At 62.1% G+C, this 16,834-nt stretch carries 15 protein-coding genes; 4 read left to right on the forward strand and 11 right to left on the reverse strand.

Features of this window, described 5'->3' with window-relative positions; all coding sequences use genetic code 11:
- The first annotated feature begins 502 nt into the window (after window positions 1–502).
- On the forward strand, window positions 503–1,195 hold the full coding sequence (locus tag N826_RS20675; RefSeq protein ID WP_052831693.1) for a phasin family protein: 693 nt from the start codon (window positions 503–505) through the stop codon (window positions 1,193–1,195).
- Window positions 1,196–1,284: 89 nt separating this feature from the next.
- Here N826_RS20675 and N826_RS20680 read toward each other — a convergent pair whose 3' ends face one another.
- Window positions 1,285–2,127, reverse strand: a complete 843-nt coding sequence (locus N826_RS20680) for a 23S rRNA (adenine(2030)-N(6))-methyltransferase RlmJ (protein ID WP_044431972.1) — start codon at window positions 2,125–2,127, stop codon at window positions 1,285–1,287.
- Between the two features lie 86 nt (window positions 2,128–2,213).
- Complete coding sequence (locus N826_RS20685; protein WP_169789392.1) at window positions 2,214–2,795, reverse strand: transglycosylase SLT domain-containing protein; 582 nt, start codon at window positions 2,793–2,795, stop codon at window positions 2,214–2,216.
- A gap of 401 nt (window positions 2,796–3,196) precedes the next feature.
- Here N826_RS20685 and N826_RS20690 point away from each other — a divergent pair, with 401 nt between their 5' ends.
- Entirely contained in the window at window positions 3,197–4,531 is a 1,335-nt protein-coding gene (locus tag N826_RS20690; RefSeq protein WP_052831697.1) for a tetratricopeptide repeat protein, read from the forward strand.
- A gap of 16 nt (window positions 4,532–4,547) precedes the next feature.
- Here the strand turns inward: N826_RS20690 and N826_RS20695 are convergent, their stop codons facing one another.
- The 5 genes from N826_RS20695 to N826_RS20715 all read right to left on the reverse strand — a co-directional run bounded on the left by N826_RS20695 (window position 4,548) and on the right by N826_RS20715 (window position 10,163).
- Window positions 4,548–5,894, reverse strand: a complete 1,347-nt coding sequence (locus N826_RS20695; RefSeq protein ID WP_244619653.1) for an alkaline phosphatase D family protein — start codon at window positions 5,892–5,894, stop codon at window positions 4,548–4,550.
- 150 nt (window positions 5,895–6,044) lie between these two features.
- Entirely contained in the window at window positions 6,045–6,278 is a 234-nt protein-coding gene (locus N826_RS20700; protein ID WP_044431974.1) for an anti-sigma factor family protein, read from the reverse strand.
- 368 nt (window positions 6,279–6,646) lie between these two features.
- On the reverse strand, window positions 6,647–7,120 hold the full coding sequence (locus N826_RS20705; protein WP_044431975.1) for a sigma-70 family RNA polymerase sigma factor: 474 nt from the start codon (window positions 7,118–7,120) through the stop codon (window positions 6,647–6,649).
- A 394-nt stretch (window positions 7,121–7,514) separates the two neighbouring features.
- Complete coding sequence (locus N826_RS20710; RefSeq protein WP_044431976.1) at window positions 7,515–8,999, reverse strand: RimK family protein; 1,485 nt, start codon at window positions 8,997–8,999, stop codon at window positions 7,515–7,517.
- Window positions 9,000–10,163 (reverse strand): GNAT family N-acetyltransferase/peptidase C39 family protein, encoded by a 1,164-nt coding sequence (locus tag N826_RS20715; RefSeq protein WP_186818097.1) that lies wholly within the window; start codon window positions 10,161–10,163, stop codon window positions 9,000–9,002.
- 221 nt (window positions 10,164–10,384) lie between these two features.
- Here N826_RS20715 and N826_RS20720 point away from each other — a divergent pair, with 221 nt between their 5' ends.
- Entirely contained in the window at window positions 10,385–12,862 is a 2,478-nt protein-coding gene (locus N826_RS20720; protein ID WP_044431977.1) for a glycogen/starch/alpha-glucan phosphorylase, read from the forward strand.
- 75 nt (window positions 12,863–12,937) lie between these two features.
- Here the strand turns inward: N826_RS20720 and N826_RS20725 are convergent, their stop codons facing one another.
- From N826_RS20725 to N826_RS41825, 4 genes are all read right to left on the reverse strand, one after another.
- A complete protein-coding gene (locus N826_RS20725) occupies window positions 12,938–13,798 on the reverse strand; it encodes an isocitrate lyase/PEP mutase family protein (protein ID WP_044431978.1) in 861 nt (286 codons plus the stop codon).
- 34 nt (window positions 13,799–13,832) lie between these two features.
- On the reverse strand, window positions 13,833–14,468 hold the full coding sequence (locus N826_RS20730; RefSeq protein ID WP_044431979.1) for a TerC family protein: 636 nt from the start codon (window positions 14,466–14,468) through the stop codon (window positions 13,833–13,835).
- Between the two features lie 237 nt (window positions 14,469–14,705).
- Window positions 14,706–14,861 carry a hypothetical protein gene (locus N826_RS43230; protein WP_157599356.1) on the reverse strand — a complete coding sequence of 52 codons (156 nt, stop codon included), beginning with the start codon at window positions 14,859–14,861 and terminating at the stop codon, window positions 14,706–14,708.
- Window positions 14,862–14,955: 94 nt separating this feature from the next.
- Window positions 14,956–15,114, reverse strand: a complete 159-nt coding sequence (locus N826_RS41825; protein ID WP_147040860.1) for an entericidin A/B family lipoprotein — start codon at window positions 15,112–15,114, stop codon at window positions 14,956–14,958.
- A gap of 286 nt (window positions 15,115–15,400) precedes the next feature.
- On the opposite strand from N826_RS41825, the gene N826_RS20735 reads away from it, so the two are divergent.
- On the forward strand, window positions 15,401–16,729 hold the full coding sequence (locus tag N826_RS20735; protein WP_244619651.1) for an MATE family efflux transporter: 1,329 nt from the start codon (window positions 15,401–15,403) through the stop codon (window positions 16,727–16,729).
- Window positions 16,730–16,834: the final 105 nt, after the last annotated feature.

The raw sequence follows: 16,834 nt of genomic DNA on the forward strand, positions 1-16,834 counted from the left end.
TGACGGTGGTCACCGGCGTCATCTTCGTCGTCTGCGTCCTGCTGTTCCGGCGCGGCATCGTCGGGGAGATCGGCGCACTGCTGAAGGCGAAAACCTGACCGAACCGCTCCGCCGCAGGATCATCGCCAAATGGCGGCTCCGTCCCGGAGCCGCCATTTTCTTTTCGGCGCAGGGTAGAAGATGAATTATCATTCCTTAAAGTCGATGCGCTCAGATGCATGATTCTGCTGCGCTTTTCATGGATAGGAAGCCATGCTGCTTTGCAACCTCTAACGAAAGTGTACCTCATCTGTACAAAAGGTGGTCTTGTAGTTTTGTTGTGCGGTGCACCTAAGATAAATAATAAATTATGACCTTTCGAGAGTTAGAGATTGTTCATCAAAAATACTTTGTTGCATGTGCGTTGATATGGTATACCGGCGCAACAAGATGAGTTAACGAAACGTTAACGCCGCATGCCCGATCTGGGCTCGGACAGAATTTGATATCTGAGGAGTCGACTATGGCGACCGATAAAGACACCACTACCCGCACTGTCAAAGATGCTGGCGAGGACGTCGCCAAGGCGACCCGTGGTGCAACGGCCGAAGCCGCCGAAACCGGTAAGAAGGTCACTCGCGACGCTGCCGATACCATGGAAAAGAACGCGGAAAAGGGCGCCGAAGCAGTCAGCAAGACTGCCGATCGTACCGCTGAAGCCACGCGCGACGTAGCCGAGAAGACCGCCCAGACCTATCGCGCCGCCACCGACAAGGCGACCGAAACGGCTTCAAAGATTTCCACGGATGCCGCCGAGGCGACCAAGCAGGTTGCCAACCAGACCACGCAGCAGTTCGGCCGCGTGTTCAACCTTCAGGCCAAGGCTTCCGAAGAAGTCGCGAACCGCACCCAGCAGAACCTCGACGTTCTGCTTCAGACCAGTTCCCTGCTTGCCGAGGGCTTCCAGTCCGTCCTTCGCGAGTGGATGAGCTACACTCAGAGCGCCATGCAGCGCAACATCGATGGCATGAATACCATCATGCGCGCCCGCACCATGCAGGACCTGCTCTCCGCGCAGAGCGACCTGCTGAACGCCGAGGTCAAGCTCCTGCTGGACAGCAGCGTCAAGGTTTCCGAGGTGACAGCCCGCGTCGCCAACGACGCCGCGCAGAAGATCACCGTCGCGACCAAGGAGCAGGCACGCAAGACCGCCTGAGCGGTCGCGCGAAGCCGATATCCGACCTAAACGACGCCCCGGTCTTTTCCGAAAGACCGGGGCGTTCGTTTTTCGAGCCTATGACTTCATCATTCCGGCACCAGCCACTCGACCCTCGCGCCGCCGGCCTGCGCTCCCATCGCCTCATGCAGGGCAGGGAGCACCAGTTCCAGGTTCCGGTCCAGTTGCCAAGGCGGATTGACCACGATCATGCCGCAGCCGTTCAGGCGCTGGTGCGTGTCTTCCTCATGGATCGTCAGCTCCGCCATCAGGATCTTGCGAATACCGGTGCGCTCAAGGGCATCGTGGAAGCGCCAGACCGCCGCCCGCTCCTTGATTGGGTACCAGAGGGCGTATATGCCGGTAGGCCACCGCGCATGACCGGTCGCCAGTGCCGCAACCATCCGGTCGAACTCGTCCGTGACTTCGAACGGAGGATCGACAAGGACCATGCCGCGCCGTTCCTTCAGGGGCAAATGCGCCTTGATGGCACGATAGCCGTCCATGTGCTGGACGCTCGTGTTGCGGTCGCGGGCGAACTCCTGCCGAAGCGTCTCCACGTCTTCCGGATGGAGTTCAGCCAGCAGCAGCCGGTCACCCGGCCGCATCAGCTGCCGCGCCAGCCGTGGCGATCCCGGATACCAGCGCAGCATGCCCGGTTCGGTATTCAGCGCCCTTACGGCGTTCAGATAGGGCCCCAACCCCGGCGGAAGGCGCTCCGCCGCCGCCATGACCCGCGCGATCCCGCCGAGATACTCTCCGGTCCTGCTTGCCTGCTGCGATTCGAGGTCGTAGCGTCCGATCCCGGCATGGGTGTCGAGCACGCCAAACGGGGTTTCCTTGGCGCAAAGACGCTCGAGGATCAGGGCGACGACGGCATGCTTCATCACATCCGTGAAGCTGCCGGCATGGAAGATGTGGCGGTAATTCATGGCGTGACCATTTAGCGGTTCGACGCCCTGTAAACCAGTCTCGCCTCGATCGGGAGATGCTCAAGCCCGGATCTCCGGACCGGAGATCAGCCCTGCGATGCGACCTGAGCCCTGCGGAAGGCGCGACGGGTCTCCGGCGCGATAGCCGGGTCGCCCTGGGCGCACCGGGCGCCTTGAAGCAGCGCCGCGCTGTTCCTGTCCAGGCTTTCCAGGTGCTGGTAGATCTTGCAGGTATACTCACGCTGCTGCGACCGCCCGCCCCCATTGTAGCGCGCGACGGCGGCGCTCCAGCTTCCCGAGTCGGCACGAAGGCGCTTCAGATAGCGAGCGGCGTACCACACATTGGCGGAGGGGTCCAGGATGCGTTCGACGGGACGAAAATTCGCCCGGTGATGCTGAACGGACAGCTGCATGCATCCAACCGTGGCATTCTGCCGCACCCGTCCCTGATTATCGAGGAGGTGCGACTTCGCTTCGCTGGCGCTGTCGGAATAGACGGACTTGCCGTCAAGGTTCATCGCGAAAGGTTGTGGCGATCCGTCCTGGCCGCTCTCTACCAGAGCGATCGAAAGCAGAAGGCCTCGCGGGATATCAAGCTCACGTTCCGCTTCCAGAACATGCTCGGTGCAGCTTGCCGCCTGTGCCGTGCCCGGGGGTATGAACCACATCGCTGCCGCTACCGCGGTCATGAACAGATGTGACTTACAGATGCGCGGACGCCCGTAAGGTGCCTGCATTGATCTTCTTCCCCCTGGCTCTCACCAGCTTGCGCGCTGGCACCGTACACATGCACGGATTTATTCACCGATCGCCGATACCGGTACGGCGACCGCCTCCTGGCTTGAGTTCCAAGTGCCACACGCGGCACCTACAAAGGTTTTTTCAGAAATTCCTCTCTACGTCAACAGGTATGTAACCTGGACCCGTTAAGCGGGTAAGTTCGATAGGATTTAAATACTTCATAAGGGTACATAAATAGTGGTGACAGAAATCCCCAATTGACCGAACGGGTAGGGTAGAGCATATCCGATAGTCGAGGCACCAGCCGTCTATCACGGAAACTCAGATCTTGATCGATACCGATTCCAGCCACGGGCTGGAAAACTTCCCGGACATAGCCGAAGCGGCCTTGATCGCGGGTTATGCTTTACGGGATGCGGGCATCGGCGACGCCGCCGAGGACAGCTTTCGGACCGCCATAGGGATGGCTCCGGCCTGCGGCGAAGCAAGGGGCGCGCTGGCGGGTCTGCTCGCCGATCAGGGGCGATGGACCGAAGCAGTGGAGGAATATCGACTTGCCGCCGACCTGGAACCGTTCCGGGCTGACTGGCAATACGGTCTGGCCGAAGCCCGTGCCCGGATCGGCGACAATCCTGGCGCCCTCGAAGTCTGGAACGGGCTGCTGGCGCAACGGCCGGACAACGCAATGGTTCGCCGTGCATTGGCGCGCATCCATGTCTCTGCCGGCCAGCCCGCCCAGGCGGTGGAGCAGTTCCGTGAGGCCCTGTTTCTCGATCCCGGCGACGCGGGTACGACCGTGGAGCTGGCCGAAGCATTGATCGCCTCGGGCGATCCGCTGGCGGCGGTCGAAAATCTCCAGCCGCTGCTGCGCCGATCTCCGGATCTGCCCAGGGGCCTGCTGTCGCTCGGACGGGCTTGGCTCGATTTGGGCGAGAGGAAGAAGGCTACCGATGCCCTGTACCGGTGCCTGGACGCCGGCCCGGACGATCCTTGCGCCGTGCAGGCACTGATCTGCCGCATCGAGGGCGATCCGACGGAAACCATGTCGCAAGCCTATGTCAGGGCGTTGTTCGACCGCTACGCCGACAGGTTCGATGAGGATCTGACGATCCGCTTGAAGTATCAGGCGCCACAGACGCTGCGCGCCCTGGCCGACCGGCTTCCCGGTATCGCGGATGGCGACCTCGACGTCCTGGATGTCGGCTGCGGTACCGGCCTTGCCGGGGTGGCGTTCCGTCCGCTGGCGCGCCGGCTTCATGGATCGGACCTGGCGCCACGCATGGTGGAGAAGGCGCGGCGGCGAGGCGTCTACGATCATCTTGAAGTAGCCGACCTGGTCAGCGGGATCGCCGGGACGCCGGGCGCTTGGGACCTGATCGTCGCGGCCGACGTATTGGTCTATGTCGGCGATCTGGAGCCCGTCATGCGGGCTTCCGCTCTGGGACTGCGTCCCGGCGGCTACTTCTGCGCTTCCGTCGAGCACTGCGGAGGCGACGGCTACCTCTTGGGACCGTCTCGCCGCTACGCCCACAGTGCCGCCTATCTTCGCAGGGTCGTCGCGGAGTCCGGATTGGAGCTTTCCGTGCTGGAGGATGCCGTACCGCGCTGGGAAAAAGGCCAGCCCGTCCCAGGACTGGCCTTTGCGGTCAAGCGTTCCGACTGACCTGACCGGCATCCATTCAGATGATCCGCATCAGCGGCTCCTTCTCGCCCTCCACCTGCCAGTGGGCATTGAGGTGCCCGGCTTCGTCGAATGTCAGTTCAAGCCAGTTCCGTGCTCGTATGTACCGGCGTCCGGTTTCTTCGAAGGGGACCATCTCGAGGGTGGTGTCGGTGGCGATCGTCTCCGTGCCCCGGCTCAACCGTTCCAGCACGTCCGCATAGAATTTGGACGGCGCCGGGTGGACGATCCCCGAGGACGTCAACTGCCACATCTCGAAGCCGGCGCCGCGGATGACGCCGCAGGCGCCAAGGTGGATCTCGCCCGACAGAACAGTCAGCCGAAGCTGCCGGTCGCGCGACATGCCACCCAGCAGGCGGATGAACCGCAGATACTCCTTCTCGTGGACGTAGCTGCGCCACTGGTCGCGCAGGTCGTCTTCCATGGAAGCCGTTCCCGGCCAGAAGTTGATCAGACGCTCGACGGCGTGGAGGTTGGCGAAGACCATCGGGACGCTGGACATCAGGAGCACGTGCCTGCAACCGTCGAACCGCTCGAGCCAGCCGGGCAGTTCCGTCCATGTCTCTTCGCTCATCACGCGCGCCTGGGTCCTCTCGGTCCGCAGATCGGGGACGAAGATGCCCAGATCGCCGATCTTGAACCCCTGCGTGAAGGTGCCGACCGACGCACCCCAGATACAATCCGCTGGATCGTCCGGAGCGCAGCCCAACTGGAACAACGAAAAGCTGCGGCGCGCGATCTCGAAGATCCCCTGGAAGACCGGGCAGGTACGACGCTCGTCAGGATGGGAGCCCCATCCGTCGAAGATATCGTGGTCGTCCCACATCATGATGGAGGGAACGGTGCACAGCAGGGCCGCCGCCTCGGCCTGGCTCCACTGGTGGCAATACAGGTCGAAATAGAAGGCCTCCGCCTCCTCGGCCATGGCGGACGTGAAAGGTGCCGCGACGGCGTCGCGGGCGGGCAGGGCCTGCCAAGCCTTGAGCGAGGGGCAGTCCTTCCATAATGCATCGGCGTAGAGCTGATCGCCCCCGTGAAACAGCAGGTGATACGGCCGCGTCCGGTGCAACCCGTTCAAATGACCCCAGCGCGCGTTGCGCGGCAGGTTCTGCTGGCTGAAGACGTCCTCGTCCTCGGTTCCGTTGCAGGCGGTATAGGCAATACGAGGCATTGCCGCCCGGCCCGGAACCGTCATGTACCAGCGGCTGCCATCAGGGAAACCATAACCGACGCGGGTCTCGTCCTCAGCTCTGGGAACCGCGAATTCCCATCGCCATACGTGCCGCTTGCCAAGCGTCGCGATGTGACGCGGCGGGATCGGCAGCATGACGCCGTCGGCTTTCATGTCGGGTGGTTCGGCGGCACCATTCAGGACGAAAAGGGCGGAAACGCGCCAGCGTTCGCCCTGTACACCCCTGAAGTGAAGAATTGGTCCAATGACCTCGCGGCGTTCTTTTTTCTTAATCGGAAGCGGCATTCATGGCGCCCAGCAGTTTCAGGCTCCTTCGGTCTTTTTCCGTCGGAGCAGATCGAGCATACGTTCGGGCACCGGTTCGTTCAGGACGCCGTCATAGATGCGATGAAGCTCCTGGACATGCTGCCGATATTGCTGGAGGAGAGCGGCCGCCTCGATGTCGGTTCTGATCACCAACTCGACCTCCCGCTTCTCCTCGTCGCTAAGCGCGCCATCCAGATAGGCGTTGATATCGCTCATCGTCAGTCGCTTCATTGATAAACATCCCGGCGCTACAAGGTGCGGTTCACCCCGCAACGGGAACAAACCGAAGCAGGCGGTATTCTCATCGACTATGAGCACTTTCGAGCCCTTTTGAGCACTTCTCTGCCATTTAGGCTGAATTGACTTGTAACCGCAATGTTGATTGCGGATCGCAATCTGCCCCCGTGATTGAAAAGTGGCACACTCAGGCGACGAGAGTGATTCCGCGAGCTTAACAAATCCGCCCCACTTCTTGTTCCTTTGCAGTGGAGACCGTAGTGCTGGGGACATGACTGCTCCATGCCGCCGGAAATGGCGGATGCTGGGGAAAAGACGTGTAAGACGGGGCGCGGTTCGATAGATCCCCGCGCCCGTGGATCTCAGGCAGCCATAAGGTTGTTCAACCGCTCCCTTGCGCGGCAGAGGCGCGAACGGATCGTACCAATCGAAACGTTGAGCTTTTCGGCCGCTTCCTGATAGGGCCGGCCCTCGATCGCGACCAGACGGACGACCTTGCGCTGGCAGGGCGTCAAACTGTCGAAGGCACGATCGACATCGCGGAACACGAGGCTGGAAATCTGTGAAGGCTCGACCGACATGGCGTGGTCCCAAAGCTCGACCTTGGTCACATGCTTGTCGCGCTGGAGGTTGTTGAAGTGCAGGTTCTTCAGCATGGTGGTCAGCCATGCCTGCATGTTGGTTCCCGGCTCGAACCGATGGGAGCGGGAAAGGGCGCGGGCAAGGCAGTCCTGGGTCAGGTCTTCCGCACTCGACGCGTCGCGGGTAAGCTTACAGGCGTAGCGCTGCAAATTCGGAATGCAGTTGACTAGTTCACTGTCGAACGAGTAAGCCATATGTACGCTCCAATCGTCTCTTGTTCGCGCGTTCTTGATCGCTGAGGGGCGGCACCGGGGCGCGGTGCGGTCCGGTCTAAAGGGACTGGCAGGTCCCGATGGGCCAGTGCTTCACCGGATCCTGTAAAGGCGGACTTGGTTCCAAGCTCCGCCCTGGAGTGCTGGTGGCAGCCGGCACTCCCAGGACCCGGATCTAATATCCGCTATCTTCCGAGTATTTGCTTCTCTCCCGATCGATCCTTTGCCTCTTCAGGAGCCGACCTTGGTTGAGCCCTTGGCGGCTCAGGCCCGGTTGCTCCGGTGTTGTGCGAATTCAACGCGGGCCGTTTCCGAATGTTCCACCGGTGGCAACTAAAGAAATTGTTTGTGTGCGTACAAATAAGCGGTATATCGCTCAGCTGCGGGCAACCTCCCCATTTGTCCTACCGTCCAAACGTCTTATGAACTCGCGAACAATAATTTTATACAATTCATCCTTTAACCTCAGATCCTCGACACCTGTATCAATATTAGGGTTGTCATTGATCTCGATAACGAAGATGCCTCGGTCATTCTGTTTGAGATCAACTCCATAAAGGCCGTTGCCGATCAAGCCGGCAGCCTTGACGGCAATATCCACCACAGCTTTCGGCGCCTCATCCACAAGCATGGTCTTGAACGAGCCCTGCTCGAAGCGGCCGTCAGTACTATGCTTTACGATTTGCCAATGTTTCTTCGCCATCAGGTATTGGCAGACAAAGATCGGCTGCCGGTTCAAGACCGCGACCCGCCAGTCGAACTCCGTGTACATGAATTCCTGAGCCAGTATTACGTCCGATTCTTCGAACAGAGTTGCCGCGGTGGCTTCCAGTTCTCCTCTGTTCTGAACCTTGTATACACCGCGGGAGAATGAGCCGTCGGGGATCTTGAGCACGATCGGATAGGGGATCTGTTGCTCGAGCCAGGGAATCTTTCCGCGGTCGACGATGACTGTCTTAGGCGCCGGCAGATTGTGAGCCTTCAGAAGCTCCGCCAGATAGACCTTGTTGGTGCATTTCAGGATCGAGTTGGGATCGTCGATGACCACCATCCCCTCTTTCTCGGCCTTCTTCGAGAAGCGATAGGTGTGGTCGTCGAGCGACGTGTCCTCGCGGATGAACAAAGCGTCATACTCCGCAAGACGCAGATAATCCTTTTTTTCAACCAGCTCGATCGTGATGCCGAGAGCTTCACCGGCCTTGATGAATTTCTGGAGCGCCTTCGGGCTGCTGGGCGGCAGGGCTTCCTTGGGATTGTGCAGAATCGCCATAGTGTACCGGGGAGCCGGCTTTTCCGTCGGTTCGCGCCAGCTCGACTTGGTGTAGGCGTCCAATGCCGCGCGGAAATGATCTTCCTGGTCGGCGCGCAGGTCGTCCAGCGACAGCGGCTGGAGCGAGTGGATGTGCCAGTCGTTCTTCAGCCGGATCTGGATCTTCAGCATCGGACAGCGGAACAGGTCGAAGGTCCGCCGCGTCAGGTCCTGGAAGCGCCGGTCGTCGGCGCTGCCGAAGAAGCTGTAGAGCGTGAACGACGCTTCGGGCGGCTGCGCCATCTTGTGCAGGCGCCGCTTCAGTAGCTCCTCCAATTCCGCCAGCGCGTAGCGGTAGATGCTCTTCTGGCTGAGGTCGAGGATCGTCTTGACCGACGGGATGACCTTGTGGGACCGCGCTTCGGCCAGCAGGGAACAGTAGTAGCCGGCCCCCAGGTAGCTGTAGGCCCGGCTGAGGTTGACGATCTTCGGATTGCGCGTGCGGACCAGTTCCGGACGGGCGATGTAATCCTTGGTCGTGAGAACTTCGAGGTCGGTGCGGTCGAATTTGAAGGAGGAAGACTTGTCGACGATGATCAGGTGAGACGACATTCAGTGATGATCCTGCCGGGAGCGTAGGACGACCATGGCCTTGAGCTGGGCCTTGCCGTAGCGGGCCATTCGCTCGAAGTCCTTCTTGAGGATGGGCATGTTGACGCGATCGGTGTCGCTGGTGTGCTTGGCTGTTTCGACCAGGGGATCGTGAACGTAGAAGAACCGTTCGTCGCTGCCGGCGACCACGACCCAGTGCGGAAACTTCTCGCGGTAGATCCGGTAGGAACTGATCAGCACGACGGGGATCGCCCCGGCCTCAACCAGCCCCGTCAACTCACCGGCCCCGAAGCCGCGATAGCTGACCCGGATGTCGGTTTCCGCGATTTCTCCCTGCATCTCTTCCTGGACGAGACGAAGCACCTCCTTCTTCTCCGCGCTGCGCACGCTGTCCAGGAACAGCGCGCGGTCGTCGTTCAGCACCAGTTCGACATCGAAACCCCGGCGCCACGCCGACAGGGCCAGACCGTAAGGACCGCAGCCGCCATGACCGGAGGTCATGAAGATCGTAGTCGATTCCCGCCAGATCCGGAGTTCCAGCATACGGTTGAGTTCCAGTGCCGGATCGAGCGCCTTCATCGCCATCATGAGGGCGGAAGGCCCACAGGTGAAATCCAGAGTTTGTTCATAGTACGGCACCCTTCCGCTGGGTCCCGTCGCCGGTCGCAGCAGCTTTTCCAGCCGCAACGCTTCCATGTGGTCGGCGTAATAGTCCCGGTAGATGCCGAACTCGCGGTAGCCGGCCCGGTGATAGAGGTCGATCGCAGCTTCGTTGTCGCGCCGGACCTCCAGCCGGATATAGACGCATTCATGGTCCTTGGCCGCGCGCTCGGCTGCTTCCAGCAGGCGGTGCGCCACGCCGGTCCGGCGGAAATCGGGATCTACCGCAAAGGAATATAGCCTCGCCAGCGACGTCCCGGCGTTGAACAGCAGCAGGACGTAGCCCGCAATCCGCCCCTCCGTCCTTCCGTCCGCGGAACCTGCCGTTTCGACCAGACAGACGGCGTTACCTCGTTTAAGAAGGTAATTAAAGTTCCTTCGGGTAAGGCGATCTGACTCGAAAGAGCGATTCTCGACTTCCAATAGAGCGGATATATCCGAAACGGTAGCGCGTCTGATTGCCTTTTCCGATGAAATTCGTTGTATTACCGTAATATGGTCCACGTTCTCACCCTTCGGGACGGATATGGATCGCGCTAGTGTGAGATTATCCTACGCTCTTCACCGGTACAGGGAAGACGCGTCAGGTACAACCGGACATGCAGATCCGGATTAGCAACGCTCAGGAAGTGTTAACCTAAATACAGGTACACGTGTAGTCATTCGCGCGACGAACAGGGCGCGCGGTTCGAATCATGAAGTCGGCAGCAGAAAGTCTCGTATCCATGGACGCACGCTACAATCCGCGAAGCCTGGAACACCGGGGCCTGGACACGGAAGCCTTTAAAAGGTCGTTTCTGGAAGGTCTGGTTTACACGGTGGGCAAGGACACGCGAGCAGCCACCCGTCGCGACTGGTTCACCACATCCGCCTTCGGCGTACGGGACCGGCTTGTCGATCGCTGGATGGAGACCACGCGGAACTACTACAAGGCCGACGCCAAGCGGGTCTACTACCTGTCTCTGGAGTTCCTGATCGGTCGCCTGATGACCAACAGCCTCGCCAACCTGGGCGTGATGCAGGCGGTCGGCGACGCTTTGGACGGGCTTGGCCTGCGGCTGGGCGATATCGTCGACATGGAGCCGGACGCGGCGCTTGGCAACGGCGGCCTGGGCCGTCTGGCCGCCTGCTTCCTGGACAGCATGGCGACGCTGGGCCTGCCGGGATACGGCTACGGCATTCGCTACGAGTTCGGCCTGTTCGAGCAGCGGTTCGAGCACGGCTGGCAGGTCGAGCATCCGGAGCACTGGCTTCAGTTCGGCAATCCGTGGGAGTTCCCCCGCCCGGAGATCCTGTACCCGGTCCAGTTCTACGGTCGGGTCGAGGAGACCCGCGACAGCATGGGCGAGCGCGCCTACAAATGGATCGATACCGAGCGCGTACTGGCGATGGCGTTCGATACGCCGGTCGTCGGCTATGGCGGCAAGACCATCAACACGCTGCGCCTGTGGTCGGCGCGGGCGACCAGCGACTTCCACTTCGGCCACTTCAACGACGGCGACTACATGAAGGCCGTCGAGCAGAAGATCCTGTCCGAGAACCTCAGCCGCGTCCTGTACCCGAACGATGCGACCGACGCCGGCCGCGAGCTTCGCTTCAAGCAGGAATACTTCTTCACCAGCGCGTCGCTCCAGGACATCCTGCGCCGCTACAGCCAGCATCACAGCGGCTTCGACCTGCTGCCGGAAAAGGCAGCGATCCAGCTCAACGACACCCATCCCGCTATCGGTATCGCCGAGCTGATGCGCCTGCTGGTCGACAAGCACGCCCTGCAATGGGAGCATGCCTGGGACATCACCCAGCGTACTTTCTCCTACACCAACCACACGCTGCTTCCGGAAGCACTGGAAGCCTGGCCGGTGCGGCTGGTCGAGCGGGTGCTGCCGCGCCACATGCAGATCATCTACGAGATCAACGGCCGCTTCCTTCAGAAGGTCCAGGCGCGCAAGAGCGACGCCGCGACCCTGTCCAAGGTGTCGCTGATCGACGAGAACGGCGACCGCCGCGTCCGCATGGGCAACTTGGCCTTCATCGGCAGCCACAAGGTCAACGGCGTGTCCGGCCTCCACACGGAACTGATGAAGCAGACGGTCTTCGCCGACCTGCATACCGAGTTCCCGGAGCGAATCAACAACAAGACCAACGGCATCACGCCGCGCCGCTGGCTGCACCAGTCCAACAAGCCGCTGTCCGACCTGATCACCAGCCGGATCGGCAGCGGTTGGATCAGGAACCTGGAAGAGCTGGAGGCGCTGAAGCCGCGCGCCGAGGACGAAGTCTTCCGCGAGGAGTTCCGCCGGGCCAAGCGGCAGAACAAGAAGCGGCTGGCGGCCCTGATCGGGCGTGAACTGAACGTCGAAGTATCGGTCGACAGCATGTTCGACGTGCAGGTCAAGCGCATCCACGAATACAAGCGCCAGCTCCTGAACGTGCTTCAGACGATCGCGCTGTACAACGACATGCGCGACAGCCAGACGGTCAACTGGGTGCCCGTCACCAAGATCTTCGCCGGCAAGGCCGCCCCGTCGTACCACATGGCGAAGCTGACGCTGAAGCTGATCAACGACGTCGCCAAGGTGGTCAACCAGGACCCCTCCGTCCGTGGGCTGCTGAAGATCGCCCTACTGCCGAACTACAACGTGACGCTTGCAGAGATCATCATGCCCGCCGCCGACCTGTCGGAGCAGATCTCGACCGCCGGGATGGAAGCGTCGGGTACCGGCAACATGAAGCTGGCGCTCAACGGCGCCTTGACGATCGGCACGCTGGACGGCGCCAACGTGGAGATCCGCGACGCCGTCGGGCCGGAGAACATCTTCATCTTCGGCTTGACCGCCGAGGAAGCGGGAGCGCTCCGGCACGGCAATGCCTATAACCCGCGCGACGTGATCGCGGCCAACCCGCCCCTCAAGCGGGCGCTGGACATGATCGCGAGCGGCGTCTTCTCGCCCGACGACCCGCACCGCTACCGGCCGCTGATCCAGGCGCTGACCGACGGCGGCGACTCGTTCCTTGTGACGGCCGACTTCCAGGCCTATCGCGAAGCTCATGAGGCGGTGGCCGACCTCTACCGCAATCCGGACCAGTGGACGCGGAAGGCCGTTATCAACACGGCGTCGATGGGCTGGTTCTCCAGCGACCGGACCATCGCCGAATACGCATCGGAGATCTGGAACGTCGAGCCGGTGCTGCCGGAAGAGTAAGGAAGGCTTCGTCCTTCAGGAGCGCGGGGTGGCGGGCCGGTGGCCCGGCACCCCGTTCTCGTTTGTCGGAACCGCTCAGGCCCCGAAGCGGCGGTCCAATTCCTGATAGTCCGCAGTGCCGATCACCGCCTCCCGCTCCTTGAAGGTCACCATCTCCCCGGCCATGGCCGCCGTGCTTCCGTCCTCGGCGATGCAGTGCAGCGCCCGCCTCATCGCCGCGATGGCGGCACGCTGGAGGTCGCTGGGGATGATGACGAGCTGGTAGCCGAGTTCGGCCAGGCGGCGGGTCGGCAGCAGCGGCGTCTTGCCGCCCTGGAACATGTTGATCAGCTTCCAGCCGGGAACCCGGCGGGCGATCTCGGCGATCTGCTCCTCCGTCGTCGGCGCTTCCACGAAGACCATGTCGGCGCCGGCCTCGACATAGGCGGCGGCGCGGTCGATCGCCGCTTCGAAGCCTTCCACGGCGATCGCGTCGGTGCGGGCGATCAGCACGAAGTCGGGATCGTGCAGGGCATCCCGCGCGGCTCTCAGCTTCTGGACCATCTCCGCGACCGGTACCAGAGACTTGTCGTCGTAGTGACCGCACTTCTTGGGAAACGTCTGGTCCTCCAGGTGGAGTGCGGCGACCCCGGCGCGCTCGAAGGCCCGCACCGCCCGCCGCGCATTCAGCGCGTTGCCATAGCCGGTATCAGCGTCGGCGATGACCGGAAGCTCCACCACGTCCACGATGCCTTCCAGCCGCGACACGATCTCCGTCGAGGACAGCAACCCGAGGTCGGGTATTCCGGCGCCGCGCGAGATCGCACCGCCGCTGGCATAGACCGCCTCGAAACCCGCCTGAGCGACCAGCCGGGCGGAAAGCCCGTCGGCGATGCCGGGAGCCACGATCGTGTGGCCGTCCTCGAACAGCTTCCTGAGCCGGGTGGTCGCGCGCATGACGGTAGGTGCTCCTGAAGTTGCCGTCACGGGATCAGAACAGGAAGGCGGTGTGCTGGACTACTTCCTCGCCGCCGCGCCAGATCATGCTGATCGCGACATAGGTGATGATCACGAGGCCGATCCATCCGATCCACCTGTGGCGGTGAAGCACATGGGCGATCAGGTTGGCGGCGGTGCCCATCATGGCGACCGAGAGCAGCAGGCCGGCCGCCAGGATATAGGGATGCTCCTGGGCGGCGCCGGCGACCGCCAGAACGTTGTCGAGCGACATCGACACGTCGGCGACGACGATCTGCCAGATGGCGGTACCCATCGGCTTCGCCTTTTCAGGAAGGTTGCCGGCTTCCAGCGCTTCGTCGGGAGTGATTTCGTTGGAGGGCTGCTCGCGCAGCTCGTGAAACATCTTCCAGCAGACCCACAGCAGCAGGATACCGCCCGCCAGCGTCAGACCGATCACGGCGAGTAGCTGTGTCGTGATCAGCGCGAAGAAGATGCGCAGCATGATCGCGGCGCCGATACCGGCCAAGATCACTTTCCGCCGCTGTTCCTTCGGGACGCCGGCGGCGGCCATTCCGACGACGATGGCATTGTCGCCGGCAAGCACGAGATCGATGGCGATGACCTGCCCGAGTGTTACAAGCTGCGCCCAGACGCCCAAGTCTTCCATCGGTCCGATCTTCCTGTCGTCAAAGCCGCAGGTCGAAGCAATACCGATTGCGAAGCATTATAATCAATAGCAGTCCGGTAGGGGCGGCGGGGGTGCGGCAGGTTGTACAATCCAGCCGTTGGCCGCTGACATCATGGGATATGCAGCCGGCGAACCCGAAAGCAAAAGGGAGATACCGGGCGTCACCCGGTATCTCCCCTTCGGCGGTCCAGGACCGTACCTAAAACCAATAACTCTCTAAAAAGCCCGTGTCGGCGGCTGGACGTCGGGCGGAGGCTCGACATCCGGTGGAACCTCGGGCGGCGGCTCTACGACCGGCGGCACCTCGGGAGGAGTCGTCGGAGGCGGCTCCGGAGCGGTGCCGGGAGGGCCGGTCATTTCATAACGGGTCATTTCGATCTTCCTGCTGTGTCCAGGTAGTTCTTATCAACCGTCGAGAGCGGGAATAATCCCGGACCGCCAACAGATTGGCCAACAGCTTTATGGATTACTTGGCCTTGTCCTGGATGGCTTCGCCGGCCCGCTCGGTGTCGCGGCCCATGCCTTCGAACGTGTTGCAGGCGCCCAGCAGGGTAACGACGGCAAGAGCGCCGGCGGCGATCACCAGGGACCGGGACTTACGCTGCGGCGCGTTGAGCTTGTTCATGTTCGTCTTCTCCAAAGTTGATAACGATTTCGACATAGGAACGCGGAGCGGCGGTTGATGTTCCAACCGGCGCAACAGCGTCTTCGTTTATCTGACCGAGTTATCCGACCGGGGAGGGCGAGTGTCGCGTATCGCTCCCGCACGCAAGGAAAGCGCGTATAGCAGCCGCAACCCTGCTATCTCAGTGAGAGCATTGACACTGCGGGCGGCCCACTGTTTCCTTCCCGGCCCTTTACGTAGCTTTGGAACGAAGATCATAACAACAATCGTGCCGGAGGAACGCGGCGTGGATCGGGCCAGGCTGCGCCAACATATCGTCGAACTGCTCAGGCTGGCAGCGCCCGTGATCGTCGCGCGCGCCGGCCTGATGGTCATGTCCGCCGTCGATATCCTGATCGTCGCCCGCTACAGCTCGGACGAACTGGCCTATCTCGGGCTCGGCACCTTGCCGGCCAGCATGCTGGTGACTGCCGGCATCGGCATGCTTCTCGGTACGATGATCATGACGTCCCATGCCGTGGGGGCCGGCCGGCTGGAGGAATGCGGGCCGATCTGGCGCCGATCGCTGCCTTATGCACTGCTGCTCGGCGTTCTGACAGCCTTGGCGAGCTTGGCTGGCGAACCGTTCTTCCGCCTGACGGGGCAGGCGCCCGACGTGGCCGAGGGGGGAGCGCGTGTTTTGGCCGTAATGGGAGCCGGACTTCCGGCGGCGATGCTCTACACGGCATCCGCCTTCTTCCTGGAAGGGCTGAAGCGGCCACTGCCGGGAATGGTCGTCATGATCCTTGCGAACCTGCTGAACGTTCCGCTCAATATCATACTGGTCTGGGGCGCCTGGGGCATCCCGGCGATGGGGGCCGAAGGCTCCGCCTGGGCAACGACAGCAGTACGCTGGATGCTTGCACTGTCGCTGATGGTCTATGTCTGGAACCTGCGTGACCGCAGGCTGCTGCGCATCCGCGAACCCGTCGGGCACTGGTGGCGGGAGGCGGCCCAACAGCGGCGGCTTGGATATGCGGCAGGAGCCAGTCTGGCGCTGGAAAGCAGCGCCTTCTCCATCCTTGGCTTATTCGCCGGCATGGTGGGACCGCTGGCGTTGGGCGCCTATACGATCTCGCTGAACCTGATCGCCCTGCCGTTCATGACGGCGGTCGGACTGGCCTCCGCCACCGGCGTCAGGGTCGGCGTCGCGTATGGCCGGCGCGACCGTCGCGACATCGTCATGGCGGGGTGGACCGGACTTGGCGTGACCAGTGCCATCTTGGCGGTCGTCGCCTGCCTGTTCGCGCTGTTTCCCGAGCAGATCGGCGGGCTGTTCACCACGGACCCGCAGTTGCTGGCGGTCACCGTGCCGCTGGTGACGTTCAGCGCCTTCATCCTGATCGCCGACGGCGGGCAGGTGGTGATGGCCAATGCGCTGCGCGGACAGGCGGACACCTGGGTCCCGACCGCGCTGCACTTCTTCTCCTACTATGGGGTCATGATCCCGCTGGGGGCGGTGCTGGCGCTCAGCGCCGGACGCGGCGTCGTCGGTCTGTTCGAGGGCATCCTGATCGCCAGTCTGGTATCGATCTCCGTGCTGTCGCTTCGCTTCCACCTGTTGTCGCGGACATAAGGTCCGTGTATGCATTCGCTTGCCATCACCGCACAGGATCGCGCCCGTGTCAGCGCGGTGCCTATATCGTGCGCAAAGCTAGCGCCCAGGGGGTCTAACCGATTG

The sequence above is a fragment of the Skermanella aerolata KACC 11604 genome (assembly GCF_000936425.1).
In the GTDB taxonomy this organism is placed as follows: domain Bacteria; phylum Pseudomonadota; class Alphaproteobacteria; order Azospirillales; family Azospirillaceae; genus Skermanella; species Skermanella aerolata.